The 25,210-nt window shown below is 72.4% G+C and carries 26 protein-coding genes and 1 riboswitch; of the genes, 16 read left to right on the top strand and 10 right to left on the bottom strand.

What is annotated here, in order from left to right:
• Positions 1-62: 62 nt before the first annotated feature.
• Positions 63-743, top strand: coding sequence for a DJ-1/PfpI family protein (locus Q9R26_RS02365; protein ID WP_311226455.1), 681 nt, complete (start codon positions 63-65; stop codon positions 741-743).
• 204 nt (positions 744-947) lie between these two features.
• On the opposite strand, the gene Q9R26_RS02370 is transcribed toward Q9R26_RS02365, so the two are convergent.
• Positions 948-1,418 carry a GNAT family N-acetyltransferase gene (locus Q9R26_RS02370; RefSeq protein ID WP_262138699.1) on the bottom strand — a complete coding sequence of 157 codons (471 nt, stop codon included), beginning with the start codon at positions 1,416-1,418 and terminating at the stop codon, positions 948-950.
• A complete protein-coding gene (locus tag Q9R26_RS02375) occupies positions 1,415-2,221 on the bottom strand; it encodes a LysR family transcriptional regulator substrate-binding protein (RefSeq protein WP_311226456.1) in 807 nt (268 codons plus the stop codon). Before Q9R26_RS02375 ends, Q9R26_RS02370 begins: the two co-directional genes overlap by 4 nt.
• Positions 2,222-2,254: 33 nt before the next feature.
• Between Q9R26_RS02375 and Q9R26_RS02380 the strand changes: the two genes are divergently transcribed.
• Entirely contained in the window at positions 2,255-2,644 is a 390-nt protein-coding gene (locus Q9R26_RS02380; protein WP_311226457.1) for a DUF5997 family protein, read from the top strand.
• Positions 2,645-2,684: 40 nt separating this feature from the next.
• Positions 2,685-3,191 carry a hypothetical protein gene (locus tag Q9R26_RS02385; RefSeq protein WP_017888550.1) on the top strand — a complete coding sequence of 169 codons (507 nt, stop codon included), beginning with the start codon at positions 2,685-2,687 and terminating at the stop codon, positions 3,189-3,191.
• An 11-nt stretch (positions 3,192-3,202) separates the two neighbouring features.
• On the opposite strand, the gene Q9R26_RS02390 is transcribed toward Q9R26_RS02385, so the two are convergent.
• Together Q9R26_RS02390 and Q9R26_RS02395 are read right to left on the bottom strand one after the other, a co-directional pair.
• Positions 3,203-3,643, bottom strand: coding sequence for a phage holin family protein (locus Q9R26_RS02390; protein WP_311226458.1), 441 nt, complete (start codon positions 3,641-3,643; stop codon positions 3,203-3,205).
• 195 nt (positions 3,644-3,838) lie between these two features.
• A complete protein-coding gene (locus tag Q9R26_RS02395) occupies positions 3,839-5,314 on the bottom strand; it encodes an MFS transporter (protein ID WP_311226459.1) in 1,476 nt (491 codons plus the stop codon).
• Positions 5,315-5,433: 119 nt separating this feature from the next.
• On the opposite strand from Q9R26_RS02395, the gene Q9R26_RS02400 reads away from it, so the two are divergent.
• Together Q9R26_RS02400 and Q9R26_RS02405 are read left to right on the top strand one after the other, a co-directional pair.
• Positions 5,434-6,000, top strand: a complete 567-nt coding sequence (locus Q9R26_RS02400; protein WP_209133846.1) for a TetR/AcrR family transcriptional regulator — start codon at positions 5,434-5,436, stop codon at positions 5,998-6,000.
• A gap of 9 nt (positions 6,001-6,009) precedes the next feature.
• Positions 6,010-6,537: an Lrp/AsnC family transcriptional regulator gene (locus tag Q9R26_RS02405; RefSeq protein ID WP_182067114.1), complete on the top strand. Its 528-nt coding sequence runs from the start codon at positions 6,010-6,012 to the stop codon at positions 6,535-6,537.
• A gap of 13 nt (positions 6,538-6,550) precedes the next feature.
• Here Q9R26_RS02405 and Q9R26_RS02410 read toward each other — a convergent pair whose 3' ends face one another.
• Positions 6,551-6,982, bottom strand: coding sequence for a GNAT family N-acetyltransferase (locus Q9R26_RS02410; protein WP_182067112.1), 432 nt, complete (start codon positions 6,980-6,982; stop codon positions 6,551-6,553).
• Positions 6,983-7,093: 111 nt separating this feature from the next.
• Between Q9R26_RS02410 and Q9R26_RS02415 the strand changes: the two genes are divergently transcribed.
• From Q9R26_RS02415 to ribH, 5 genes are all read left to right on the top strand, one after another.
• On the top strand, positions 7,094-8,428 hold the full coding sequence (locus Q9R26_RS02415) for a hypothetical protein (protein ID WP_311226460.1): 1,335 nt from the start codon (positions 7,094-7,096) through the stop codon (positions 8,426-8,428).
• Between the two features lie 87 nt (positions 8,429-8,515).
• The gene (locus Q9R26_RS02420) at positions 8,516-10,405 is read left to right on the top strand and encodes a chaplin family protein (protein ID WP_311226461.1); all 1,890 of its coding nucleotides are present in this window, start codon (positions 8,516-8,518) and stop codon (positions 10,403-10,405) included.
• Positions 10,406-10,706: 301 nt separating this feature from the next.
• Positions 10,707-10,841, top strand: a riboswitch (FMN riboswitch).
• Positions 10,842-10,934: 93 nt separating this feature from the next.
• Positions 10,935-11,588, top strand: a complete 654-nt coding sequence (locus Q9R26_RS02425; RefSeq protein ID WP_071247477.1) for a riboflavin synthase — start codon at positions 10,935-10,937, stop codon at positions 11,586-11,588.
• Positions 11,588-12,277, top strand: a complete 690-nt coding sequence (gene ribB / locus Q9R26_RS02430; RefSeq protein ID WP_311226462.1) for a 3,4-dihydroxy-2-butanone-4-phosphate synthase — start codon at positions 11,588-11,590, stop codon at positions 12,275-12,277. The genes Q9R26_RS02425 and ribB overlap by 1 nt, the downstream gene beginning before the upstream one ends.
• A complete protein-coding gene (gene ribH / locus Q9R26_RS02435) occupies positions 12,274-12,753 on the top strand; it encodes a 6,7-dimethyl-8-ribityllumazine synthase (RefSeq protein WP_182065642.1) in 480 nt (159 codons plus the stop codon). Before ribB ends, ribH begins: the two co-directional genes overlap by 4 nt.
• Before the next feature lie 135 nt (positions 12,754-12,888).
• Here the strand turns inward: ribH and Q9R26_RS02440 are convergent, their stop codons facing one another.
• Entirely contained in the window at positions 12,889-13,632 is a 744-nt protein-coding gene (locus tag Q9R26_RS02440) for a TetR/AcrR family transcriptional regulator (RefSeq protein ID WP_311226463.1), read from the bottom strand.
• A 155-nt stretch (positions 13,633-13,787) separates the two neighbouring features.
• On the opposite strand from Q9R26_RS02440, the gene Q9R26_RS02445 reads away from it, so the two are divergent.
• The 5 genes from Q9R26_RS02445 to Q9R26_RS02465 all read left to right on the top strand — a co-directional run bounded on the left by Q9R26_RS02445 (position 13,788) and on the right by Q9R26_RS02465 (position 19,979).
• Positions 13,788-15,824, top strand: coding sequence for an aldo/keto reductase (locus Q9R26_RS02445; protein WP_311226464.1), 2,037 nt, complete (start codon positions 13,788-13,790; stop codon positions 15,822-15,824).
• Positions 15,803-16,810, top strand: coding sequence for a LacI family DNA-binding transcriptional regulator (locus Q9R26_RS02450; RefSeq protein WP_259579579.1), 1,008 nt, complete (start codon positions 15,803-15,805; stop codon positions 16,808-16,810). The genes Q9R26_RS02445 and Q9R26_RS02450 overlap by 22 nt, the downstream gene beginning before the upstream one ends.
• Before the next feature lie 212 nt (positions 16,811-17,022).
• Complete coding sequence (locus tag Q9R26_RS02455) at positions 17,023-18,546, top strand: MFS transporter (RefSeq protein ID WP_182065645.1); 1,524 nt, start codon at positions 17,023-17,025, stop codon at positions 18,544-18,546.
• A gap of 264 nt (positions 18,547-18,810) precedes the next feature.
• On the top strand, positions 18,811-19,320 hold the full coding sequence (locus Q9R26_RS02460) for a flavin reductase family protein (protein ID WP_027466322.1): 510 nt from the start codon (positions 18,811-18,813) through the stop codon (positions 19,318-19,320).
• 44 nt (positions 19,321-19,364) lie between these two features.
• Positions 19,365-19,979, top strand: a complete 615-nt coding sequence (locus Q9R26_RS02465) for a superoxide dismutase (RefSeq protein ID WP_027466323.1) — start codon at positions 19,365-19,367, stop codon at positions 19,977-19,979.
• Between the two features lie 149 nt (positions 19,980-20,128).
• Here Q9R26_RS02465 and Q9R26_RS02470 read toward each other — a convergent pair whose 3' ends face one another.
• Positions 20,129-20,710 carry a hypothetical protein gene (locus Q9R26_RS02470; RefSeq protein ID WP_311226465.1) on the bottom strand — a complete coding sequence of 194 codons (582 nt, stop codon included), beginning with the start codon at positions 20,708-20,710 and terminating at the stop codon, positions 20,129-20,131.
• A gap of 153 nt (positions 20,711-20,863) precedes the next feature.
• On the opposite strand from Q9R26_RS02470, the gene Q9R26_RS02475 reads away from it, so the two are divergent.
• Positions 20,864-21,835: a carbohydrate kinase family protein gene (locus tag Q9R26_RS02475; RefSeq protein WP_259579578.1), complete on the top strand. Its 972-nt coding sequence runs from the start codon at positions 20,864-20,866 to the stop codon at positions 21,833-21,835.
• Between the two features lie 29 nt (positions 21,836-21,864).
• On the opposite strand, the gene Q9R26_RS02480 is transcribed toward Q9R26_RS02475, so the two are convergent.
• From Q9R26_RS02480 to Q9R26_RS02490, 3 genes are read right to left on the bottom strand one after another with little or no spacing between them, the layout of a single operon-like run.
• A complete protein-coding gene (locus Q9R26_RS02480; protein WP_311226466.1) occupies positions 21,865-23,316 on the bottom strand; it encodes a serine hydrolase domain-containing protein in 1,452 nt (483 codons plus the stop codon).
• On the bottom strand, positions 23,313-24,662 hold the full coding sequence (locus tag Q9R26_RS02485; RefSeq protein WP_259579575.1) for a deoxyribodipyrimidine photo-lyase: 1,350 nt from the start codon (positions 24,660-24,662) through the stop codon (positions 23,313-23,315). The genes Q9R26_RS02480 and Q9R26_RS02485 overlap by 4 nt, the downstream gene beginning before the upstream one ends.
• Entirely contained in the window at positions 24,659-25,171 is a 513-nt protein-coding gene (locus Q9R26_RS02490; protein ID WP_182065650.1) for a MarR family winged helix-turn-helix transcriptional regulator, read from the bottom strand. Before Q9R26_RS02490 ends, Q9R26_RS02485 begins: the two co-directional genes overlap by 4 nt.
• Positions 25,172-25,210: the final 39 nt, after the last annotated feature.

Here is a 25,210-nt window from a genome sequence, read left to right on the forward strand (position 1 = left end):
CAGCCCAGGAACACGAGCAGGCAAGCCCACGAGTACGACAACGCCGGGACTATGGTCACGACATGGCCGACGACATCCGGATCGCGTTCCTGCTGTTCCCGCACCTGACCCAGCTCGACCTGACCGGTCCGGCGCAGGTCCTCAGCCGGGTGCCGGGTGCACACGTCGAGTACGTCGCGCTGACACTCGACCCGGTGCCGAGCGACTGCGGCCTCGCGCTCGTCCCCACCGTGACGATCGAGGATGCGGGCCCCGCGGACGTCCTCGTGGTGCCCGGTGGTGACGGTGCCTTCGACGCGATGCTCGACCCGGGCGTCGTGGCCTTCGTGCGGCGCCAGGCCGAGCACGCGACGTGGGTCACCTCGGTGTGCACCGGTGCCTTCGTGCTCGGCGCCGCCGGGCTGCTCGCCGGCCGACGCGCGACCACCCACTGGGCGTCGAAGCCGATGCTCGAGGCCTTCGGCGCGCAGCCCGTGGACGCCCGTACCGCCCGGGACGGCGCCGTCGTCACCGCCGCCGGGGTGAGCGCGGGCATCGACATGGCGCTGTGGCTCGCGGCCGAGCTCGCCGGACAGCCCGCGGCCGAGGCGATCCAGTTGCAGATCGAGTACGACCCGCAACCGCCGTTCGACCACGGATCGGCCGAGCGCGCCGACGCCGTCGTCGTCACCCGGGCCCGCGCAGCAGCCGAGGAATCGCGCGGCGCGAAGGTGACCCGCGCCGCCGCAGCCGTCCTGCGCTGACGCGGACCTGCGGACGGTCACGAATCCCCGCCGGTCTCCGCCGAGTGGTCACGAAACGTCGTTCCGGGCGCGGCCAGTCGACACTTCGTGACCGCTCGGGGCCATGCACGCGGGGTGTTGTGACCGAGCGGAGGCGCCCCGAGCCGCCGCAGTACGCACCCGCGCCGCCGCAGCACGCACTCGCGCCGTCGCAGCCGTCCTGCGTCAGACCAGCGGCTTGCGCATCTGCGCCGACGTCACCTGGTACCCGAGCGCCGCGTAGAGCTCCTGCGCCCCGGTGTTGTAGCCGAACACGTTCAGCCCGATGCTCGTCGCACCGTGCTCCGCAGCGGCGCGGTGCCCGAGCTCGAGCGCCCGACGTGCGTGCCCGCGGCGCCGGTGCGCCTCGTCGATCTCGACGTTGAACACCCACCAATCGGTGCCGCCCGGTGTGAACGGTCCGATCCACAGGTACCCGATGACGGTGTCGTCCTGGTCGGTGACGTCCCACACGAGGTGCCCGTCAGCGGGAGACCCGCCCGGGAACCAGCGGTCCCGCGACTGCTGCTCGTTCGCCTCGGCCTGCTCGCGGGTCTCGCCCGACTGCATCCGCGACTCGACGTACTCGGCCATCGTGCGCTGGAGCCAGGCCGGGAGGCGCGTGGCCGGCATCAGGACCAGCCGCGTGTCCGTCATCGGTTGCCCTTGGAGCCCCGGCTCGGCTTGCCGCGCATCTTGCCGCGTCCGGGTGTCGGGCCCTTGCCGGTGTTCGACTTCTTGCCGCTGCCGGACTTGCCGCTGCCGGGCGACTTGGCCTTGGCCTTGCCGCCTGCCCCGGCGGAGCCGCCCCTGGAACCCGACCCACCCGACCCGGCCGAGGCACCCTTGGCACCCGACCCGGCCTTGGCGCCGCCACGAGCCGGACGCGAGCCGTCGTCGCCGTCGCGATCCGTGCCTCCCGGCTGGCGCGAACTGTTGGCGGTCCGCCCGCGCACCACGCCGATGAACTCCTCGGTGGTCTCGGTGGCGTCCTCGTCCCGCCAGACCAGCGCGATGCGCGTGCCCTCGGCGTGCATGAGCGGACGCCCCACCAGGTCCTTGCGGCTGGCGGCGCGGAACAGGGACTGGGGGAGCACGACGACGCCGACGTTCGCCTCGACCAGGTCGAGCGATCCGTCGATGTCGGCCGGTACCGGACCGGCGTCGATCACGTGGACTTCGGCGTCGTCGAGGTCGACCTCGGCGAGTTCGGCGAGGGGGGAGTCCTTGGGCATCGCGACGACGGCCGTCTCGGTCCAGAGCGGGATGGCGTTGTGCTGCTCGGACACGGGCATGCGAGCGAACACCATGTCGGCCTCGCCGGCCAGCGCGTCGTCGACGTCGTCGGCGCCGATCGGCCGGAGCCGGAGCTCGACGGAGGGGAAGCGTTCCCGCCAGACACGGGCCCACTTTGCGGGGGAGACCCCCGGCACGAAGGCGATGGTGAGAGCCGCGGTCATGCAGACGAGCATAGGGGCCGTACCCTTGTCCTCATGGCGCAGGAACAGACCATGAAGCCCGAAACGGCTGCGAAGAAGCTCGGCATCTTGCTGACGGCTGCTCCGGAGTCCTTCCAGAGCGCTCCCCTCACGCGGACCGCCTTCGACGAGCTCCGGACCGAACCCCCGACCTGGCTCGAGGACCTCCGACGCGACGGCCCGCACCCGCGGCCCGTCGTGGCGCAGAAGCTCGGCATCTCCATCTCCGGCCTGAGCCGTGCCGGGATCGACGACGCCCTGACGACGGCGGACATCAAGACACTGCTCGAGCAGAAGCCCGAGTGGCTCGTCCGTGAGCGTGCGACGCAGGCCGCCGTGCACGCCGAGAACGCCCGCGTGAAGCAGGAGCGCGCCGCCAAGGCCGCTGCCCGCGCCGCGGACTGACACCACCCCGCACCACTCCGCCGCACCGAGGACGCCCCACGTGCACGAGACCGTCGCCGACGCCATGCTCGTCGTGCCGCAGTTCGCGTCGGTGTGCTGCATCGTCGGTGACCGCTACCGCCCGCGTCCGGGCGTGATCGTGCCGGCGGGCGTGATGCTCGTCGCGATGCTCATGCCCGTCGTCGACGCCGGAGCGGTGTGGACCCTGTTCGCCGCGACCCTCCTGCTCCTGCTCGCGCCGTTGCCCGTGATGCGTCGCCGCCGCGCCGACGGTCGCCGTGCGGAGCCGATGGACGTCCACCGTGCGCTCTCCGCCGTCGTGATGGCCGGGATGCTGCTGATGGGCCACGCCTCGGGCGTCGCCGGAGACCACGCCGGGCACGGCATCGCACTGTCCGCGGTGCTCGGCGCCGGCGTCATCGGCTACTGCGCCTTCAGCGGCTGGCTGCTGCGGTACGAGTGGGGTCGTGAGGACCGGCGGGCCGTCCGCAGCGGCGAGGTCTTCGCGATGACGGTCGCCGTGGTCGGCATGACCCTGGCGATGTAGCGCCGCGGAGCTCAGTCGGCCCGGGTCGTCGCGTCGCCCGTGTGCGTGACGCGGTCCTTCGCAGCGCGGATGGTGTCCTTCGGCACCGGCGGCACACCCCGTCGGATGCCACGGAGCCCGACCACGAACAGGATCGCGGTGACGACGGCGAACACGACGAAGGTGATCCCGATCGCGGCCCAGACCGGCAGCGCCAGGGCGAGGAGCGCCACCACGAGGCCGGCCAGCAGCACGAGGGTGGTCAGCGCGAAGGCCACTGCGGCGCCCGTGAGCACCAGCCCGGTCTTCGCCCCGTTCGCCCGCTCGCTGATCTCGCGCCGAGCCGAGGCGACCTCGTCGCGGACGGCGCGGAGCACGGGTTCCAGGGCCTTCTGCACGAGTCCGGCGGTCACCGTGTCGCGGAACGACGGCTTGCTGCTGGTCGTGCTGTCGTCGTGGTCCGTGGTGCTCATGGGTCTCCTGTCCGGGCGCGGTGATCGCGTCCACCTGCTGTGACGCGTCCGGTCCGATGATCGTCACGTTCGTGGCGGCGTGCTCGGTCGCTTCCCAGTTTGTGGAGCCGCCGGTGGCGGTGGGCGCGACCGCCGGGAGGCCCGCCCCGCGTCATCCACGCAGGACGGGCCTCCCGGGTGATCGAGCTGAGTGCCCTACTCGGCGATCTCCTCGAGGTCGTCGATCCCGCGGGCGGCGGCCGCTGCGCGGCGGGCACGCAGCGACGGCGCGGCGAGGGCGGCGAGCACGGCCGCGACCGCCACACCCGTGCACGCCCAGAACCCGATCGTGAAGGCGTCGTCTGTCGGCAGCCCCTGCGGCGTGCTGTGCGAGGTGATCAGCGCTGCGATGACGGCGGTGCCGACGCTCGAGCCGATGGTCCGGACGACCGTGTTGGCGCTGATGGCCTCACCGGTCTGGTTCGCGGGGACGCTCTCGATGATCGCGTTCGAGCAGGCGGCGAGGGCCATGCCGATGCCGATGCCGGTCAGGACGCCGGAGGCCACCACCTGCCACAGCTCGGCGTGTGCGATCGCCGGCAGCACGAACGCGGCGACGATGGCGAACCCGCCGATGAGCATCGGCGGCTTCGGGCCGACCTTGCGCACCAGGATGCCCGCGATGGGCCCGGCGACGACCATCATCACGACGGTCGGCAGCAGGAAGAGACCGGCCTGGGTGACGTCCTTGCCGAAGCCGTAGCCGAGCGCCGTCGGGAGCTGCAGGAGGGTCGGCACGAGGACGAAGGTGCCGAACATCGCGAACCCGAAGACGAGGGCGACGACGTGGGCGGTCCAGACACCGCGGACCGCGAAGAGCCGGACGTCGATGAGCGGCTCGGCGACCCGGAGTTCGACCAGGACGAACACGACCAGTGCCACGGCGCCGAGGACCAGCAGGCCGATGGTCTTGCCGTCGCCCCACCCCCAGGTCTCGCCCTCGCTGACGGCGAGCAGGATCGAGACGAGCGACACCGCGAGGACGAACGTGCCGGCCGTGTCGAGACGGCCGGGCTTCCGCACCGGGGACTCCGGCATGCCGAAGACCGCGCCGAGCAGTGCGATGACGACGAGCACGGCGGGGAGCCAGAACAGCCAGTGCCACGACAGGTGCTCGACGATGGGTCCGGCGGCGACGATGCCGACACCGGCACCGATGCCGAAGATCGCGGACAGCAGGCCGATCGTGACGCTGACCTTCTCCTTCGGCAGCTCGTCACGCACGATGCCGATCGACAGCGGCATCACGGCTCCGGCGGCGCCCTGCAGTGCCCGTCCGACGATCAGCACTCCGAGGTTCGGGGCGAGGGCGGCGAGCACGGCGCCCACGAGCAGGATCGACAGCACGACGATCAGGACCTTGCGCTTGCCGATCATGTCGCCGAGGCGCCCGAGGATCGGCGTGAGCACCGAGGCGGACAGCAGGTAGGCGGTGAGCACCCAGCTCGTCGCGCTGGTGGAGGCGCCGAGGTCCTGCCCGATGGTCGACAGTGCCGGGGCGACCAGCGACTGCAGCACCGCGAAGGACAGGCCGCCGAGGGACAGGTAGACGATGATCGCCGTGCTGTTCGGCCGGTGCCCGTCCGTGGTGGGGTGCGAGCCGGTCCGTGGGCTCTGCATGGTGTCGGTCATCGTGCTCCGTGTCGTCGTGGTCGTTGATGTAAACAGTTGCTGACATTACGAGCGTACGCGCTCGGAGGGGTATGTCAACGCTTGCTTACATCCCTGTGAGGACCGCTAGGCTGCGCTCCATGAGCAAGGACGCCGCGGCCACCCGACTCCTGCTCGTGCAGGCCGCCCGGCGTCGGTTCGCCTTCGACGGGTACCGCGCGACGACCGTGCGCGACATCGCCGGGGACGCCGGGGTGAACGTCGCCCTGATCAACCGGTACTTCGGCTCGAAGGAGGGGCTCTTCCGCGCCTGCCTCGACCGCGTCGTGCGCGACCTGGGGACCGAGGAGACGAGTGAGCAGGGCCTCGAACGGGCGCTGACGGGCATCATCACGCACATCGTGCGGGCCCCCACCGACGACGACTCCCTGCAGCTGATGCTCCTGCTGCGGTCCTCCGGCGACGACGGCGCCGACGCCATCCGCCGTGAGACGTTGCGCCGGTACGCCGAACGGCTCGCGGGCACGGTCGGCGGCGCGGGGTCCGAGGAACTGCTCGTCCGTGCCGAGATCGCGTTGGCGGTGGTGCTCGGGATGTCGATGCTCCGGCAGTCCACCGCGGTGGAACCGCTGGCATCCGCTGACGACGCCGTCGTGTCGGCCGCGCTCGAGGACGCGCTCCGAGCCCTGCTCGCACCGCCGCGGTAGCGTCGAGCCGTGTCCGACCGTCCCGCACGTCGCCCCGACCCCGCTCCGCGCCTCGACGAGGTCGACGAGCGCATCCTCTGGACCCTGGCGGCCGACGCCCGGATCCCGAACAACCGACTCGCGGCCGCCGTCGGCATCGCGCCGTCGACCTGCCTGGCACGGGTCCGTGTGCTCGAGGACGCCGGGGTGATCCGCGGCTACCGGGCCGACGTGGACGTCGCTCGGCTCGGGTTCTCGATCGAGGCGATGGTGTCGGTCAGGGTGCACGCCGCGGCCCGCCACGAACTGCGGGACTTCGCCAAGCGCCTGCTGCGGGTACCCGTCGTGCAGGACGTGTCGTTCCTGGCGGGGGACAAGGACTTCCTCGTGCACATCGCGTGCGAGTCGACCGAGCAGCTCCGGGACTTCGTCGCCGACGAACTCAGCGGTGACCCCTCGGTGGCGACGACGCAGACGAACATCGTGTTCGAACGCCTCGTCGCCGACCGGGCCACCCAGGGCCGCTCCTTCGACGAACTGCGGCGCTGGCGGGCCTGACGCGCGGAACGGGTCAGCGCTTCCGGGTCATCGGGATGTGCGGGATGCGGTCCTCCAGGTACTCGTCGCCCGAGCGCACGAAGCCGAACCGGCCGTACCACTGCTCCAGGTGCGACTGGGCACCGAGGGCGATGCTCCGCGAGCGCGACTCGGCGATCGCGGCCTCCATGAGCTGCGCGCCGAGCCCCTGGCCGCGGGCGTGCTTCGCGGTGGCGACCCGGCCGATGCGTTCGGTGCCGTCGGGCTCGCGGAGCAGGCGGAGCGTCGCGTCCACCGAACCGTTGCCGGCCCAGAACTGCACGGTGCCCGGCTCGAGGTCACGGCCGTCGATGTCGCCGTACGCGGCTTCCTGCTCGACGACGAAGACGTCCTGGCGGAGCCGCAGGATCTCGTGCAGCGTGACGATGTCCAGGTTGCGGGTCGGAGCGTTGAAGATCGAGACCACGGACGGCCCTTCCTGAGAATTTCTTCCGAAACGGGGTGTGTTCCGGACCGGATCGGCGTACATTGCCGGTCAACCACTCTACGTGCGCAGCCGAGATCAGGAGGTGAGCGCATGGACCACCCGTTGCGCGCACCCTGGCGCGCCGCACTCCGCATCGTCCTGCTGGGCGTCGGGACCCTCGCCGCCCTCGTGCTGCTGTCCCTGCTCCTCGGCGCGCGACCGGCCTCCGCGGCGACGACCTCGGCCGCACCGAGCGAGCAGCGCGGACTCGTCGGCAGCGCCGTCGACGGCGTCGATGGCACCGTGCAGGGCGCGACCGGTGAGGTCGGCAAGGTCGTCGGCGGTGCGACGGATCCCGTCCGCAAGGCCGTGGCGCCGGCGCCCGCACCGGCACCTGCTGCGCCCGCTCCGGCGCCCGCACCTGCTCCGGCGCCCGCACCTGCTCCGGCGCCCGCAGCGGTCGCACCGGCACCGGCAGCCCCCGCTCCGGCTCCCGCAGCCCCCGCTCCGGCTCCCGCAGCCCCCGCGCCGTCGAGCCCCGCTCCGGCCACGACCACACCGGCTGTCCAACCGACCACGTCCGCCCCGGCGGCCCACCCGGCCACGCGCCCGGTGCGACCGGTCGTCGACGAGGTGAGCAGCGCCTCCCGGCCGGTCACGGACACCGTCGCGAACGTCCTGCGCCCCGTCACCGGCACCGTGGAGCACGTCACCGACGCGCGCCCCGTGACCGCGGTCGTCGACACCGTCGACGACGTGGTCGGCAGCGTGCCGGTGGTCGGCACGGTCCTCGGTGACGACACGCTCGGCACCGTGACCGGCCCGGTCACGGGCCTGGTCGACGACACGCTCGGCTCGGTCGGCACGACCGTGGGCGCCGTCCCCGACGTGGTCGAGGGCGTCGTCCCGGCCGTCGGCGGCACCCTGCCAGGAGGCACGGACCCCGTCGTCGACGTCCCCACGCTCCCGGTGGGCGGCGGCTCGAACCCGTCCGCCGGGCCCGTCCCGTCGGTGCCGGTCGCGAACGCACCCGTCCGGCCCGGAGCCGTTCCCGGAGCCGCCGCGGCCGTCGCGCCCACACCCGTCCGCGCCGACGCCACGGACCACCGCGCAGCGGGGCTCCTCCCGTCGGAGCCGGTCGCCGCAGCTGCGACGCCCGCCACGGTCGGCCCGGTCGTCACGGCCCTCGATGCGCAGGGCGCGACCCTCGGCGGACACGCGTTGCTCGTCCCCGCCGACGGCGAGGGCCACGGGCTCCCGTTCGACGGGGCCGCCGCCGGCGTGCTCGGTGGCAGCGCCTCCTCGACCTCCGGTGGCGCAGCAGCCGTCGGCATCGTCGGCTCGACCGACGACATCGTCTCCCTCGCCGCGGGGTCTCGCGGCACGCTCTCCGACGACGCGGTCCCCGCATCCGTCGTCGGCGAGCACGACGTCGCCCCTGACTGAGATCGGTGCGCCTGTCCGCCACGGCAGGCACGCACACATCCCGGCTGCGTCCGCGGTCGGTGACGATCTCGATCAGGGAGTACGACCATGAACAAGTACGTCTCCAGAGGGCTCTGGTTCGCCCTCTTCGTCGGCGGGCTCACGCTCGGCGGCACGGCTGCGGCGAACGCCGCCACGACATCCGGTGCCGACGGCACCGTCTCGGGCACCCAGGTGGCCCCCGCTGTGGACGCCCCGGTGTCCCTCGGCGGCAACGCGATCGCCGTGCTCGGCGACGCAGTGTCGACGGAGACCGGGTCCACGACCGCCGCTCCGGTGCCCGCTCCGGCCACGACCGCTCCTGCCCCCAGCACCTCGGGCCAGGACGGCACGCTCTCGGGCACCCAGGTGGTGCCGGACGTCACGGCACCGGTGACGGTCGGCGGCAACGCCGTGGCCGTCGCCGGTGACGCGGTCTCGGCCGCCGCACCCGCGGCGGCTCCGGCGCCTGCTGCTCCGGCTCCGGCTCCGGCGCCTGCAGATCCGGCGCCTGCTGCTCCCGCTCCGAGCACCTCGGGCGAGGACGGCACGGGTTCCGGCACCCAGGTCACCCCGGCCGTGACCGTCCCCGTGACGGTGTCCGGCAACGGGATCGGCGTCCTCGGCGACGGTACCGCGACGTCGACCGCCCCGGCTGCGACGACCCCGGCACCAGCCGCCGAAGCCCCGTCTGCGCCCACGACCTCGGGCACCGACGGATTGCTCTCTGGCACCCAGGTGACCGGTCCGGTCGACGTCCCGGTGACGATCGGTGGCAACGGCATCGGCGTCCTCGGTGACGGGGCCGCGACGGGCACTGCGCCTGCTGCGGGCACGGGTACCGGGACCGCTCCGTCGGCCGGTGGTTCGACCTCGGGTTCGGACGGCACGGCCTCGGGCACGCAGGTGTCCCCGGTCGTCTCGATCCCGGTCACGGTGGCGGACAACGGCATCGGGCTGCTCGGAACGGGGGCCGCGACGGGCGCTGCGCCTGCTGCGGGCACGGGTACCGGGACCGCTCCGGCGGCCGGTGGTTCGACCTCGGGTTCGGACGGCACGGCTTCGGGCACGCAGGTGTCCCCGGTCGTCGACGTCCCGGTCACAGTGGCGGACAACGGCATCGGGCTGCTCGGAACGGGGGCCGCGACGGGCACGGCGCCTGCTGCGGGCACGGGTACCGGGACGGCTCCGTCGGCTGGTGGTTCGACCTCGGGTTCGGACGGCACGGCTTCGGGCACGCAGGTGTCCCCGGTCGTCGACGTCCCGGTCACGATCGGTGGCAACGGGATCGGCATCGTCGGTGACGGCACGAGCACCGGCGGCACGACGACTCCGGCCACCGGTGCCACGACCCCGACGACCGGCGGTTCGACCTCCGGCGACGGCGGCCTGCTCTCCGGCACCCAGGTCACCCCGGTGATCAGCCTGCCGATCACCATCGGCGGCAACGGGATCGTCATCGTCGGTGACGGCACCAGCGCCACCCCCGGCACCGGCACGGACCCCGGGACCGACCCGGGCACGGACCCCGGTACCGACCCGGGCACGGACCCCGGTACCGACCCGGGCACGGACCCCGGTACCGACCCCGGTACGAACCCCGGTACGGACCCGGGTACCGACCCGGGCACGGACCCCGCCACCGACCCGGGCACCGTCCCCACCGACGGGACGGGCACCGGTACCGGCACCACGCCCGGCACGGCGACCATCCCGGTGGGCGCGGTCGGCGTGGTCGAGCCGACCCGGGCCTCCACGGCGGGTGTGGTGACCAGCACCACCGCTGCCACCAGCGGGGTCCGGACGAGCGCCGGCACCGTCGCGGCAACCGCCGCGACCGGTGACGGCCAGCCGGAGCTCGCCTACACGGGAGCCGGCTCGCCGGTCCTGCCGGCCGGGTTCGCGCTCCTGCTGCTCCTCGCCGGAGCGGGCACGCTCGTGCTCCGTCGCCGGCACTGACCGACAGGACGACGAGGGACGCCGCACCCGCGGCGCCCCTCGTCGTCACGCCGCCCGGCGGAGCATGCGTGTGCATGCCGCGACGGAACGCGGGTCGATCGACGCGTGCTTCGTCGGAAGATGCCCGAGCATCGGATGTGCGTGCATGGTTCGACAGGACACCAGTCGATCGACGAGTGCTCTGTCGGAACATGCCGGTGCACCTGATGCGCCCACGCGCGCCGAGGGTGCGACGCCCCGTGACGGCCGGTGGAGCAGAACGACGCGGCCGTCAGCGGCCTGGGGTATCGTTCCGACTACGCAAGCGCTCCGGGGTCGGTGGAATTCCGAGCCGGTGGTGACAGTCCACGAACTGATGACGGGTGCGAACCCGCCAGAGGTTGACCCGGTGGGATTCCGGGACCGACGGTGAAAGTCCGGATGGGAGGCGCGCTGGCGGACAGGACGACCCCGCGACCCGTGGGGTGCGACCCGTCCGTCGATGCCGACGATCGTCGAACGCCCCCGGAGTCCCGTTGAGAGGACACCAGTGTTCACCGGCATCATCGAGGAACTCGGCACCGTCACCGCCGTCGAGCAGCAGGGCGACTCCGTCGCGCTCACCGTCCACGGCCCCGTCGTCGTGCAGGACGCCCGGCACGGCGACTCGATCGCGACGAGTGGTGTCTGCCTGACCGTCGTCGAGCAGACCCCCGAGACCTTCACGGCCTTCGTCATGAAGCAGACCCTCGACATGAGCGCACACGGTGCGCTCCGGGTGGGGGACCGCCTGAACCTCGAGCGCGCCGCCTCGGTGGGTGACCGCCTGGGCGGGCACATCGTGCAGGGCCACATCGACGGCACCGCCACGGTGCTCGAGACGGCGGACGGCGACGGCTGGCGGCGCGTGCGGTTCTCGCTCGCGCCGGCGCTCAGCCCGCTCGTGGTCGACAAGGGCTCGATCGCGCTCGACGGCGTCTCGCTCACGGTCAGCGCGGTCTCGCCCGAGGACACCGCGCCCGACGCCGCCTGGTTCGAGGTGAGCCTGATCCCCGAGACGCTCGAGGCGACGACGCTCGGGCTCCGCGTGCCGGGCGATCGGGTGAACGTCGAGACCGACGTCCTGGCACGGCACGTCCGCCGCATGCTGCGGCTCGACGCCGCGGCGCAGTCGCTCGAGACCGTCGGATCGGAGGCCCGGTGATGGTGGCCGAGACCGGTGCCGCCACGCAGGCACTCGGGTCGTCGAGCATCGAGGCTGCGATCACGTCGATCGCCGCCGGTCGCCCGGTGATCGTCGTCGACGACGAGGACCGCGAGAACGAGGGCGACGTCATCCTGTCCGCCGAGCTCGCCTCGCCGGAGTGGATCGCCTGGACCGTGGCGCACTCATCCGGGTTCATCTGCGCGCCCGTCAGCACCGAGATCGCCGACGCCCTCGACCTGCCGCCGATGGTGGCGCACAACGAGGACGTCCGCGGCACGGCCTACACCGTCACCGTCGACGCGGCCGTCGGGGTGACCACGGGCATCAGCGCCCACGACCGCGCCCGCACGCTGCGGGTCCTCGCCGACCCGAACTCGGTGCGCGACGACCTGCACCGACCCGGACACGTGGTGCCCCTGCGCGCACGACCGGGCGGGGTCCGTGAGCGCGCCGGGCACACCGAAGCAGCGATCGAGCTCGTCACCGCGGCCGGACTCCGGCCCGCTGCGGCGATCTGCGAGATCGTCGACGAGGACGGCAGCATGATGCGGCTGCCGGCGCTCGTCGCACTCGGGGCACGCGAGGGCGTGCCCGTCATCACCATCGCCGCGCTCGCCGAGTGGCTGGACGCGGCAGACCGGGCGGCGGCAGCGACCGCAGCGCCCACGGAAGGAACGACACGATGAGCGGAGCAGGCGCGGCGGACCGCGACCAGGTGGACGGCACCGGGATCCGGGTGGCCATCATCGCCGGACAGTGGCACGACACGATCGCCGCGGGCCTGCTGGCCGGGGCGCAGCGCGAGGTCGAGCGGCTCGGTGCGACGGCCGACGTCATCCCCGTGCCCGGCAGCTTCGAGCTGCCCGTGGTCGCGAAGACCGCGCTCGAGGCCGGTTTCGACGCGGCGGTCGCCCTCGGCGTCATCATCCGCGGCGGCACCCCGCACTTCGAGTACGTGTCGGGCGCGGCGACGAGCGGCCTGACGCAGGTCGCGATCGACACCGGCAAGCCCGTCGGGTTCGGTGTGCTCACGCTGGACGACGAGCAGCAGGGGCTCGACCGCGCCGGGCTGCCCGGCTCGAAGGAGGACAAGGGTGCCGAGGCCGCGCACGCGGCGATCAGCACCGCGGTGACGCTGCGGACCCTGCGGGTCCTGGTCTGATCGGCTCGTGACCTGACGCGCCACGCAGAACGGCCCCGCACCGGTGAGGTGCGGGGCCGTTCTGCGCTCGCTGGTCAGCGCTTGCTGGCTAGCGCTTGCCGAACACGTGGATCGGCAGGAAGAAGGAGAGGCTCATCAGGAGCACGCCGGCCATGAAGACGAAGGCCTGGCCCGACTCGACCTGGAAGGCGAACCCGAACAGGTACATCGACACCAGCAGCAGCAGGATCGAGAAAACAGCGGCGATGACGCGGCCCACGGGATACCTCCGGGTGTCGACGAGTGGATCGTTCCCCAGTCTATCCCCAGCCGGGGGTGTGCCGGTTCACGCTCCGGGTCGCGTCGCGTCGCGATCAGACGGTCGACGACGGTGAGCAGGGTCTCCATGTCGACGCTGCCCCGCTTCGGCCGCACCTCGCTCGCAGCTCCGAGCGAGGCCTGGTGGTACAGCCCGTCGCCGAGGAGCTTGACGGCCTGCGCGGTCGGCTCGTCGCCGAGGGCGTCGACGAGGGTCGCGAGCCAGGCGTTCTCGGTGTCGTCGAGGGTGCGTCCCGCCTCTTCGTAGCCAGCCTGCTGCAGGCGGCTCGCGGCGAGCAGGGCGAGGTCCAGCTCGCTGCCGACGAACAGGCAGTTGCGGACGAAGTAGCGCGCGGCGCCGTCCTCGGCCTCCTGCATCCGCTCGACGTCGATCGCGGACAGGTCCGACAGTCGTTCGCAGAGCCCCTCGACCAGCGCGGCCTTGGAGCCGAAGTGGTAGAGCAGCCCGCCCTTCGAGACACCGGCGCGCGCGGCGACGGCGTCGAGCGTGGCGGGACGCTCGCCCTCCTCGCACACGATGGCGACGAAGCTGTCGAGGACGCGGTCGCGGGCACTGGCCATGCCGAGAGTCTAGGAGCAGTTCTCGGGGAAGCGGACGCCAGCTCGTCCATCGCCGCCGTGAACGTTCACGGATCACCGCAGGACCGTTGCCGATCGCTCCGGTGTCCGCTAGCTTCGAACCGACCGTGAAGGTTCACGAGACGACAAGGATCCGCATGTCAGCGCAGACGGCGAACACCGCCACCACCCCGACCTCGACCAGCACCGACCGCCCCGGGTGGGCCGTCCTCGGCCCCGGCGGCATCGCCCGACGCTTCCTCTCGCAGCTGCCCGCCAGCGGGGGCGTCCTGGTCGCGGCCGGCAGTTCGTCGGCCGAGCGGGCGCAGGTCTTCGCCGACGAGGCCGCCGGTTTCGGGTTCGCGGACGTGACCGCCGGTACCTACGACCAGGTCCTCGCCGACCCGCGCGTGGACGCCGTCTACGTGTCGACCGTGCACACCGGGCACGCCCGGCTCGTCCTCGCCGCACTCGAAGCCGGCAAGGCCGTCCTCTGCGAGAAGCCCCTCGCCGTGAACCACGGCACCGCGATGGCGCTCACCGACGCCGCACGGCAGGCCGGCCTGCCGCTCGTCGAGGCGTTCATGTACCGCTTCCACCCGCAGACCGCGGCGCTGCTCGACCTGGTCCGCGACGGCGTGATCGGGGACGTGACCCACATCGACGCCTCGTTCGCCTTCCGGACGGGCGAGCGCACCGGTCGCCTGTTCGACGTCGAGACCGCCGGCGGCGGGATCCTCGACGTCGGCGGGTACCCGGTGACGATGGCCGCCGCGATCGTGCAGGCCGCCACCGGTGTCGCCGTCGCCGAGCCCGTGGACCTCACCGCCACCGGAACCCTCGGGCCGACCGGGGTCGACGAGTGGACGGTCGCGCAGCTCACCTACAAGGGCGGGACCACGGCGACGGTCCGGACCGGCGTCTTCGTGCAGGACGACAACGCCGTGTCGGTGTACGGCTCGCGCGGACGCATCGTGCTCACGGACCCGTGGACCCTCGGCGACGACCCCACCATCGAGATCCACACCGTCGACGAACCCCCTCGCTCGCTGTCGTTCGCGGGTGAGCACCCCTACGCCCGAGAAGCCGACGCCACCACCGACGCCCTGCGGGCCGGGGCGGTCGAGGCGGCGCAGATGACCATCGACGAGACCCTCGCCACCGCCCGCACGCTCGACCGGTGGCGCGCGGCGATCGGCCTGCGCTACCCCTTCGAGGCCGAGAGTGCCGACATCCCGACGGTGTCCGGCCGACCGCTCGCCGTGCAGGACGGCAACCCGATGCGCTCCGGCGAGGTGCCGGGCGTGGGCAAGCGGATGTCCCGCCTGGTGATGGGTGTCGACAACCAGCCCGACCTGGCACACGCCAGTGCGATCTTCGACCTGTTCGTCGAGCAGGGCGGCAACGTGTTCGACACCGGGTACATCTACGGCGGCGGTGTGCTCGAGGGGCGGCTCGGCAGGTGGATCCAGAACCGGGGGATCCGCGAGGACGTGGTCGTCATCACGAAGGGCGCCCACACCCCGCACTGTGACCCGGAGTCGATCACCCGGCAGCTGCTCGAGAGCCTCGATCGTCAGGGCACCGACTATGCGGACATCTACATGATGCACCGCGACAACCCCGACGTCCCGGTGGGGGAGTTCGTCGACGTCCTCGACGAGCACCGCCGAGCCGGGCGCATCCGCGTGTACGGCGGCTCGAACTGGACTCCCGCACGGTTCGACGAGGCGAACGCCTACGCGCGTGCCAACGGCAAGCACGGGTTCGAGGTGCTCAGCAACCACTTCGGTCTCGCCGAGGCGTACGACGTGCCGTGGGACGGCTGCGAACACGCGACCGATGCGGCATCGAAGGCCTGGCTCGAGGAACGTCAGGTCCCGTTGCTGCCGTGGTCCTCGCAGGCCCGCGGGTTCTTCACCGGCCGTGCGACGCCCGAGGACACCAGCGACGCCGAACTCGTCCGCTGCTACTACTCGGACGACAACTTCGAGCGGCTCCGGCGTGCGCGCGAGCTCGGCGAGCAGTTCGGTGTCCCGGCGACGGCGATCGCCCTGGCGTACGTGCTCAACCAGCCGTTCCCGACGTTCCCGCTCTTCGGACCCCGTACGATCGCGGAGGCCCGGTCGTCCATGACGGGCCTCTCCGTCGACCTCTCCCCGGAACAGGTGGCATGGCTGGACCTCCGCGCCTGACCCCGGGCGGCCGCACGACGATCATCGACGTCGCCGCGGCCGCCGGGGTGTCCCGGCAGACCGTCACCCGCGCGATGAACGGCATGTCCGGCATCAGCGCGGCGACCAAGGACCGCGTGCTCCAGGCGGCGGCTGCGCTCGACTACCGTCCGTCACGGTTCGGCCGTGGGCTCGTCACGGGGGGCGACCACCAGCTCGGGCTCGTCGTCAACGACCTGCGGAACCCCTACGCACCGGCACTCGCGTCCGCGGTACTCGGCCTGGCCGCCGCCCGCGGGTGGAACGTCATGCTCGCCGACGTCGGGCTCGCGAGCGACTCGGACCGGATGGTGGAGTCCCTCGGCGCCCAGACGGACGTCGTGATCGGCTACCTCGGGTCCCGTGCGCCGGAGTGGATCGAACGGCTCGGCTCGGTCCCGGTCGTCGAGCTCGACCCCTCCGGGCCGGTGACCCGCGCCGCCGTCCGGATCGACCCGACCACCGCGATCGAGGCCCTCGCCGACCACCTCGTCGACACCGGGGTCAAGCACCCCGTCGTGCTCGACGCCGCCGCCGACGGCGTGCCGAGCCAGCGCGGGGAGCACATGGCCGCGGCACTCCGGCGTCGCGGGTACCTGCCCGACCTCGTCATCGTGGCCGCGCCCACCGCAGAGGCCGGTGCCGAACGAACCGAACGGATCCTCGCCGAGCACCGCCGGGTGGACGCGGTGCTGGCGTTCAACGACGTGCTGGCCCTCGGCGTGCTGTCGGCCTGCCGTCGTGCCGGGGTCGACGTCCCCGGGGACGTCCGCGTGGTCGGCGTCGACGGCCTCCCGCTCGGGACGCTCGTCGCACCGACGCTGACCACGCTGGCCGTCGACCTCGACGAGGTCGCGGGCCAGGCCCTCGACCTGGCGCTCGGCATGCTCGCGGGCGAGCTGCCGCGCTCGGGCGAGGCCGTCGAGCGCACCGTGCGACACCGGTTGCTGCTCCGCGAATCGGCGTAGGCCCGACGACGCGACCAGTGGATCGACTCAAGGCCCGTGGCGGGATCGCCACGGGCCTCCCGACCATGGCGGTTGCATTTGCAACCAAAACCGTCCAGACGGTACACTAACGGAGTCCTGACGGGGCGCGTGTCGATTCCGCGTCCCGTCTCGTCTGCCCCACGTACCACCCGCCGTCGACCTGGTCCGGCTCGAAATCCCAGGAGTCCGCTGTGTCCGCACTGCTCACCAGCCCCGTCGCCACCCGCGTCACCGGGAGCCGCGCCCGACGGTTCCTGGCGCTCGCGGTGCTCATGCTGCCGGTCCTGCTCATCTCGGTCGACAACACCATCCTGAGCTTCGCGCTGCCGTCGATCAGTCGCGCGCTGAACCCGGACGCCACCACGCAGCTCTGGATCGTGGACGCGTACCCGCTGGTGCTCGCCGGCCTGCTCGTCGTGATGGGCAGCATCGGTGACCGCATCGGCCGACGGCGGATCCTGGTGATCGGCGCGACCGGGTTCGCCCTGTTCTCGGTCGCCGCGGCCTTCGCGACCGACGCCTGGATGCTCGTCGCGGCCCGGATCGCGATGGGCGTGTTCGGCGCGATGCTCATGCCCGCGACGCTGTCGATCATCCGCAACGTGTTCGTGGACGCGGGGGAGCGGCGGATGGCGCTCGCCGTCTGGTCGACGATGTTCGCTGCCGGCAACGCGCTCGGCCCGCTCGTCGGCGGCGCGCTGCTCGCGCACTTCCACTGGGGCAGCGTGTTCCTGGTCGCGGTGCCGATCCTCGTGCTCATGCTCGTCGGTGTGCCGTTCTGCGTGCCGGAGTCCCGTGACCCGATGCCCGGGCCGGTCGATCTGCCGAGCATGTTCCTGTCCCTCGGCGCCCTCGCACCGATCGCCTGGGCCATCAAGTCGGTCGTGCACCCCGAGGAGCGTGGCCTCGCGATCGCGATGCTCGCGGTCGGTGTCGTGTGCGGCATCGCGTTCGTCCGTCGGCAGCTGCGGTCCCGCACGCCGATGCTCGACCTGCGCCTGTTCCGCAGCACGGCCTTCACCGGCAGCGTGCTGATGAACCTGGCGGCGATGTTCTCGCTCACCGGGTTCCTGTTCTTCATCGCCCAGCACCTGCAGCTCGTGGCCGGGCTCGACCCGTTCACGTCCGGCGTCGTGCTCATCCCGGGGTCGGTCCTGACCATCGTCGCCGGGCTCGCGGTCGTGCCGGTCGTGGCACGTGTCGCCCCGCGCTGGGTCGTGTCGGTCGCGCTGCTGTTCTCGGCGGCGGCGTACGCCCTCGTCGCGGTGCTCGGGCACCACGCGTCCATCGCCGCCCTGGCGTTCGCGTTCGTGCTGCTCGGCATCGGGATCGGGGCGTCCGAGACGGTGACGAACGACCTCATCATCTCGACGGCACCGGCGGACAAGGCGGGTGCGGCGTCGGCGATGTCCGAGACGGCGTACGAGATCGGCGCCGTCCTCGGGACCGCGGTCCTCGGGACGATCCTGGCGACGACCTACCGCGCGCACGTCGTGGTGCCCGACGGGCTGTCCTCGGCGGCGCACGTCGCGGCGCAGGAGACCCTCGGCGGCGCGGTCGCCGCGGCGGGGCAGCTCGGTGGCAGCGCCGGGCAGGTGTTGCTCGAGTCGGCACGGGCCGCGTTCGACTCTGGCGTGACGATCACGGCGGGCGTCGCGGCGGTGCTCATGGTCGTGGCGGCCGCGGGTGCGCTCGTCATGCTCAAGCGCCGCTGAGCGGTCGCGCGGCTGAGCGGTCGAGCGGGCGAGCTGTCGAGCGGGCGCGCGCACGTCGCTCCGCTCGCTTCGCTGCGCTTCGTGAGCAGGATCGGTCGGGTCGCCGTGTGTGACCCGACCATTCCTGCTCACGAAGTGCCACGACGGCGCGCCCGGCCGCGCCCGAACCTGTGAATCGTTGACCTCAACCAGGGTTCAGGTCATACGTTGGGTGGCAGCCGCCGAGTGACGGCAGCCCCTCCCGAAGGAACGACCACGATCACCATGCCCGACGAAGCACCGGCCACCATCGCCGACGCGTACAAGTCCGCCTTCCGCGGGCACCCTGCCGGCGTCGCCGTCATCACGGCCGAAGGCCCGGACGGACCGACCGGCCTCACCGCCTCGAGCGTCGCGAGTGTCGCCGTCGACCCGCCCGTCCTCGTCTTCTCGCTCTCGACGAACTCCGGCTCGGCCGGGGTCGTGCTCGGTGCGCCGCTGTTCGTCGTGCACCTGGTCGACTCCCTCGGGGTCGCACTCGCCAAGCGGTTCGCCTCGACCGGCAGCCCGGCGGCGGACGACCCGATCTGGGGCACCCTGCCGTCGGGCGACCGCTACCTGCCGAGTGCGGCGAGTGCGCTCCGCTGCCGACCGCTGTCGACGACGCCCATCGGCAGCTCGACCGTCGTCGTGGCCGAGGTGCTCGACATCATCGTCGGCGCCGACCGCGGCGAGCCGCTGGTCTACCACAACCGGGAATTCCACTCCCTCACCGATCGTTCCCGGCTCTCGTGAGCCGCGGAGCCGCGTCCACAACCCACTGATCGAAAGGACCTCACATGGCTGAGTACACCCTGCCGGAACTGCCGTACGACTACGCCGCGCTCGAGCCGCACATCAGCGGCAAGATCATGCAGCTGCACCACGACAAGCACCACCAGGCCTACGTGACCGGTGCCAACACCGCGCTGCAGCAGCTCGGTGAGGCCCGTGAGTCCGGCAACTTCGGTGCGATCAACAAGCTCGAGAAGGACCTCGCGTTCCACCTCGGTGGCCACGTGAACCACTCGATCTTCTGGACCAACCTCGGCCCGGACACGAAGGTCCCCGAGGGCGAGCTCGCCGCGGCGATCGACGAGTTCTTCGGCTCGTTCGAGAAGTTCCAGGCACAGTTCGCCGCCGTCGCGAACGGCATCCAGGGCTCCGGCTGGTCCGTGCTGGCCTGGGACACCGTGGGCCAGAAGCTCACCACGTTCCAGCTCTTCGACCAGCAGGGCAACATCCCGTTCGGTCTCGTCCCGATCTTCATGCTCGACATGTGGGAGCACGCCTTCTACCTCGACTACCTGAACGTCAAGGCGGACTACGTCAAGGCCGTCTGGAACATCGTCGACTGGGAGAACGTCGCCGCTCGTTTCGAGAACGCGAAGTCGCAGCGGTTCGTCACGCTCTGATCCGCGTCGGCGGGTCACCACGGTGACCACCTGACGAACGGGAGGCACGGTGCCAGCTGGCACCGTGCCTCCCGTTCGTGGCCCGGGTGCCTTTCCGGGCTGTGCGCCGTCGCCGGGGACGCGAGCGGTCCGCGATCGCGTGCGTGCGCTCAGCGCACGCGGTCTGCGTCAGCCGTGCTGGCAGCGAGGTCGTGGGCGATGCGACGCAGTGCCGCGTCGGCGTCGATGTGCGCACGGTCCACGAGTGCGCCCCACTGGGCTCCGCGCGCGGCCATGACCGTGTGCTGGGCCGCACGTTCGGCGAGGACGGGGTCGGCGCCGTGTGCTCGGCACCACGCCCGGATGGCTGCGACCTGGCAGCGGTGCGCGCGGCGCTGCCGGTCGCGCCCGTCGAGGGATTCGACCGACCCGAGTTCGAAGGTGAGCCGTGCAGCCAGTGCGCGGTGTGGGTCGTCGAGCCCGCCGAACGTCGCGATCAGGTGGTCGGCGAGGGCGTCCGTGTCGGCGGCAGGGTCGAGCGCGGGCGCTCGGTGCGAGGTCGCGAGGTGCTCGACGACGGAGTCGATCAGGGCGTCGCGCGAGCCGAAGTGGTAGACGACCGGGTAGGCGCTCGTCCCGAGCACGCGGCCGAGGCCCCGGACCGTGACGTCCTCGATCTTGGTCTCGACGAAGTGGTCGACGACCTTCTCGAGGATCGCGGGTTTGCGAGTGGGGTCGGGCTTCCTGGGCATGGCTTCTCCGTCGTCGGGGTGGTCGCGCGACCGTCCACATACTAGCAGTCGGTATATCAGTTCCACATCGGATGGTCTTGCCGGAACCGCTGTGAACCTCCGTTTTCACCGATAGAAACGGAGTAAAACTCGGTTCCAGGTACACTGTTGCGGATGTCCATGCCGTACGAGGGCGCTCTACCGCCGTCCCAGCCCGAGGGGACCCGCGCCGGACGGGTGGTCGCGGGCCGTCGTCGCGGCGCCGGAAAACGCTTCCTGGTCGTCGGCGACGTCCTGGACGGCGTCCTCGTGCACACCACCGCGCACCGGATCGGGGTGCACGACCCCGCCGCCGAGATCCGACACCGGCCGACCGGTGCCGGTGGCAACACCGCCACCTGGCTCGGCTGGCTCGGGGCCGAGGTCGACGTCGTCGCCCGTGTCGGCGTCGACGACGTCTACCGCCACGAGCGCGCGCTCGAGGACGCCGGGGTCCGCGCCCACCTGCGCTACGACGCGATGACGTCCACCGGGGTCGTGGTCTCGGTCCGCAACGACCACGGCCGCACCGCGATGTCGGACCCCGCCGCGAGCGGGAAGATCAGTGCCGCCGACGTTCCGCCGTCGGTGGTCGCCCGCGCCGACATCGTGCACCTGACCGGCGCCGCCATGCTCGGCGGCGGGGCCGACCGGCTCGCGGACCTGGTGGCGTGCGCCCGGACCGGCCCGGCGCGCGTGGCGGTGGATCCCTCGTCCGTCGCGGTGATCGAGACGATCGGTGCCGACCGGTTCCTCGAGGCCCTGCGGGGCGTCGACGTGCTCTTCCCCGACCAGCACGAGGCGCTCGCCCTCGCGGGGGGTGACGACCTCGACGCCGCGGTGCGTCGGCTGACCGAGCACGTCCCGCTGGTCGTCGTCACGGCCGGGGCCGACGGCGCGCTCATCGGACGCCGGGGCCGCAGCGTCCACCGGGTGCCCGCGACACCGGCGACCGTCGTCGACACCATCGGGGCCGGGGACGCCTTCGTCGCCGGGTTCGTCCGTGCATGGGCGACGGATCCGGTTCGCGTCGGTGCGGCAGCCCGTGAGGGCACCCGGGTCGCCGCGCGGGCGCTCGGCTTCGTGGGCGGTCGACCGCCGGTCTGAGCCGTCCCGGCCCGAGTCACACCCCTTGGTCAGCGCTCCGCCGGTTCGGCGACGACGTTCAGGGTCTGGACGCGCCCCGCGGCGGCGGGCGCGAGCCGGATCTCGACGCGCAGGCGCCCGCACGTGCCGGGGAGCCACCAGCGCAGGTGCGACGGTGTCGCCGCGTACTCGGCGACCGGTGCCGCACCGAGGTCGGCGCCCACCTCGGCGACGGCCTGCGCCACCGCCCGCCGGCGTCGGTCGTACGGCACGTCCATCGCTACGTTCGGGGTGCAGATCGCGTCCGCCAGGTCGTCGCGCCAGTCAGCCAGGAGGCGCGTCACGGCGGACTGGGCGGCTCGCGTCGCGCGGGTGGTCGCCGCCACCCCGCTGCTCGCTCCGGTCGCGTCGGGCGCCTGGGCCGTCAGCACCGCGTCGAGCACGAGGTCGTGCGCTCGCTGGGCGGCCGCGGAGACCTTGGCCTGCGTGGCGTTCTCGAACGCGACGACCCCGACGCCGTCGCGCACGGACCACCGCATGTGCGCGGAGAAGCCCGGGTAGCCGCCGGAGTGCGAGACGAGCTCGCCGAAGCGATCGTCCTGCTCGACGAACAGTCCGAAGCCGTACGCCGTCGCCCGGGCCGAACCCGGGACGACGGACGGGGGGACGACCCGCATCGCCTGCTGCATGAGCCGGCGGTCGGCGGGGGAGACCGGGCCGGCTTCCGGTGCGGCGGAGAACGCCGAACCGAGGTGCGTCGCCCAGCGTGCCAGGTCACGCACGGTCGAGAAGAGCCCGCCGATCGACGAGAAGGCGCCGGGGCCGGTCATCGGCAGGGGTTCCCAGTCGCCCTCGTGTCCGCGGACACCGGTGACGACGAAGCCGGTCGACTCGTCGGCGCTGAACACGGTGTCGGTGAGTCCGAGGGGACGGAGCACGGTCTCGCTGGCGGCTGCGGTGAAGGGCTGACCGGTCACGACGGCGCCGACCCGGCCGAGCAGCGCGTAGCCGAGGTTCGAGTAGGCGAAGCGGGTGCCCGGGAGCGAGTCGAACAGCAGGCCGCCGCGCAGGACCTCGTCGAGCTCGGCGTCCGAGATCGACTCCTGCCGGTCGGCCCAGGGGTCGTCGGTCGGGAACCCGGCCGACATCGTGAGCAGCATCCGTACCGTGGGGACGGGGGAGTCCGCGGTCGGCAGGTCGACGGCGCCGAAGGCCGGCACGAAGTCGGTGATCGGCGCGTCGAGGTCGAGCGCTCCCCGGGCGACGAGGGTCAGCAGGGTCGCGGCGGTGACGCTCTTGGTGCAGGAGGCGATGCGGTACACGGTGTCGGCGTCCGGTCGGCGTCCGTCACCACGGTCACCGTGCCCACCGGACGCGACGAGCCCGGAGCGGTCGAACACGCCCCACACGCTGCTCGGAGCGATGCCCTGCTCGACACGCGACCGGAACAGCTCGTCGACCCGGTCGACGACGGTGGCGATCGCCTGGTGCGGCCCGGTCACGAGCGCCGCATCCGTTCGTAGGCGTCGAGCGCCCGCTGCCGCGACGCCTTCAGGTCGACCATCGGCTCGGGGCGCAGCTCGTCGGCGGGGACCCAGCGGTGGACGTACTCGCGGTGCGGGTCGAAGCGCTCGAGTTGCCGATCGGGGTTGAAGACCCGGAAGTACGGGGCGGCGTCGAAGCCGGAGCCCGCGACCCACTGCCAGTTCGCCGCGTTGTTGGCGGGGTCGGCATCGACCAGGGTGTCCCAGAACCACTGCTCCCCGACGCGCCAGTCGACGAGCAGGTTCTTCACGAGGAAGCTGCCGGCGGCCAGCCGCACCCGGTTGTGCATGGCGCCGCTGTGCCAGAGCTCCCGCATGCCCGCGTCGACCAGGTCGAAGCCGGTCAGGCCCTGCCGCCAGCGGTCCAGCTCGGCCGGTTCCGGATCACGCCACGGGAACGCGTCGAAGTTCCGACGGACGTTGACGGTGGCGATGTCGTCGCAGTGGAAGTACTCGTTCCAGTTGAACTCACGCCACGCCAGCTGCCGGAGGAACGCGGCGGCGTTCTGGCGCTGCGCGGGCTCGAGCCGCTCGTGCAGGCGGTGCCACACCTGGTAGGGGCTGATCTCGCCCCACCGCAGGAACGGGGAGAGGCTGCTGGTGGCTTCCATCGCGGGCTCGTCGCGCTGGTCGTAGTCCTCGAGCGCGTGCTCGACGAAGTGCTCGAGCTGCTGACGGGCACCGTGCTCGCCCGGGGTCCAGGCGTCACGGAGCCCGCCCGCCCAGTCGGGCTTCGTCGGCAGCAGTGCCCAGTCGGCCAGTGCATCACCTGTGACGTCGGCCGCAGCGGGCAGGTCGTCGGGGTCGGGCAGGGGGTGGCGTGGTTCGGGCAGTGCCTGGACGGCGTTCCAGAACGGGGTGAAGACCTTGTACGGCTCGCCCTGCCCGGTGAGCACCGTCCACGGCTCCCAGAGCAGGTTCGCGGCGAAGCTGTGCGCCTCGACGTCACGGTCGTGCAGGGCCGCCTTGATGCCGGCGTCGATGTCCCGCTCGACGGCGCCGTACCGACGGTTCCAGTACACGGCGTCCGCCCCCGTGTCGGCGACGAGCTGGTCGATGACCGTCGCCGCGGCACCGCGCCGGAGGACCAGCCGGGAACCCCGGTCGCGCAGGTCGGCGTCGAGGGCGGTCAGGGAGTGGTGCAGCCACCAGCGGCTCGCGGCACCGATCGGACGGAGCCCGGGGGACTGCTCGTCGAGGACGACCACCACCGTGACGTCGCCACCGTGGTCGATCGCCGCACGCAGCGCGGGGTTGTCCGACAGCCGCAGGTCGTCACGGAGCCAGACGATCGCGCCGGTCACACCGTCGCCGCATCCGGAGCGACCACCGAGCGAGCCGTCGACCGTCGGCCCGGTGCCGTGCCGACCGCCAGCCGGAGTTTCGTGCAGAGTTCGGTGAGGGTGCGCAGTTCGGGGTCGGACAGCCCGGCACCGACCTGCTGCGCGATGCTCGCCGCGTGCTGCACGGCAACCTGGCGGTAGACGTCGAAGCCGTGCGGGGTCAGCGCCACGATCACACCGCGGGCGTCGGTGGGGTCCGGCTGCTTCTCGACGATGCCGCGGGCGAGGAGCCGGTCGACCAGGCGGCTGACGCTCGGCTGGGTGAGGAGCAGGTGCCCGGTGAGGTCGCGCATCCGGCAGCGGCGTCCGGGCTGGGTCGACAGGTTGAAGCAGACGTCGTACTCGTTGAACGAGATCTCGTCGCCGGGGAAGTCCGCGTTGAGACTCCGCATCACGGCGACCTGGGCGCGGAAGAGCGCTTCCCAGGCGGCGACGGCGGTCGCCTTCTCACTGCGGCGTGTCTCGCTCACGTTCGCGTTCCCTCCGGTCGTACGGTCTGACCACACTAC

Source organism: Curtobacterium sp. BRB10, from assembly GCF_031844325.1.
GTDB lineage: Bacteria > Actinomycetota > Actinomycetes > Actinomycetales > Microbacteriaceae > Curtobacterium > Curtobacterium poinsettiae_A.

Bases quoted from the DNA above. Each gene is read 5' to 3' on its own strand.
- ribH (WP_182065642.1), top strand. From the start codon at position 12,274: ATGAGCGGAGCAGGCGCGGCGGACCGCGACCAGGTGGACGGCACCGGG.
- Q9R26_RS02375 (WP_311226456.1), bottom strand. From the start codon at position 2,221: ATGACCGCGGCTCTCACCATCGCCTTCGTGCCGGGGGTCTCCCCCGCA.
- ribB (WP_311226462.1), top strand. From the start codon at position 11,588: ATGGTGGCCGAGACCGGTGCCGCCACGCAGGCACTCGGGTCGTCGAGC.
- Q9R26_RS02365 (WP_311226455.1), top strand. From the start codon at position 63: ATGGCCGACGACATCCGGATCGCGTTCCTGCTGTTCCCGCACCTGACC.
- Q9R26_RS02445 (WP_311226464.1), top strand. From the start codon at position 13,788: ATGTCAGCGCAGACGGCGAACACCGCCACCACCCCGACCTCGACCAGC.
- Q9R26_RS02390 (WP_311226458.1), bottom strand. From the start codon at position 3,643: ATGAGCACCACGGACCACGACGACAGCACGACCAGCAGCAAGCCGTCG.
- Q9R26_RS02415 (WP_311226460.1), top strand. From the start codon at position 7,094: ATGGACCACCCGTTGCGCGCACCCTGGCGCGCCGCACTCCGCATCGTC.
- Q9R26_RS02450 (WP_259579579.1), top strand. From the start codon at position 15,803: ATGGCTGGACCTCCGCGCCTGACCCCGGGCGGCCGCACGACGATCATC.
- Q9R26_RS02470 (WP_311226465.1), bottom strand. From the start codon at position 20,710: ATGCCCAGGAAGCCCGACCCCACTCGCAAACCCGCGATCCTCGAGAAG.
- Q9R26_RS02420 (WP_311226461.1), top strand. From the start codon at position 8,516: ATGAACAAGTACGTCTCCAGAGGGCTCTGGTTCGCCCTCTTCGTCGGC.
- Q9R26_RS02380 (WP_311226457.1), top strand. From the start codon at position 2,255: ATGGCGCAGGAACAGACCATGAAGCCCGAAACGGCTGCGAAGAAGCTC.
- Q9R26_RS02370 (WP_262138699.1), bottom strand. From the start codon at position 1,418: ATGACGGACACGCGGCTGGTCCTGATGCCGGCCACGCGCCTCCCGGCC.
- Q9R26_RS02465 (WP_027466323.1), top strand. From the start codon at position 19,365: ATGGCTGAGTACACCCTGCCGGAACTGCCGTACGACTACGCCGCGCTC.
- Q9R26_RS02475 (WP_259579578.1), top strand. From the start codon at position 20,864: ATGTCCATGCCGTACGAGGGCGCTCTACCGCCGTCCCAGCCCGAGGGG.
- Q9R26_RS02395 (WP_311226459.1), bottom strand. From the start codon at position 5,314: ATGACCGACACCATGCAGAGCCCACGGACCGGCTCGCACCCCACCACG.
- Q9R26_RS02400 (WP_209133846.1), top strand. From the start codon at position 5,434: ATGAGCAAGGACGCCGCGGCCACCCGACTCCTGCTCGTGCAGGCCGCC.
- Q9R26_RS02460 (WP_027466322.1), top strand. From the start codon at position 18,811: ATGCCCGACGAAGCACCGGCCACCATCGCCGACGCGTACAAGTCCGCC.
- Q9R26_RS02440 (WP_311226463.1), bottom strand. From the start codon at position 13,632: ATGGCCAGTGCCCGCGACCGCGTCCTCGACAGCTTCGTCGCCATCGTG.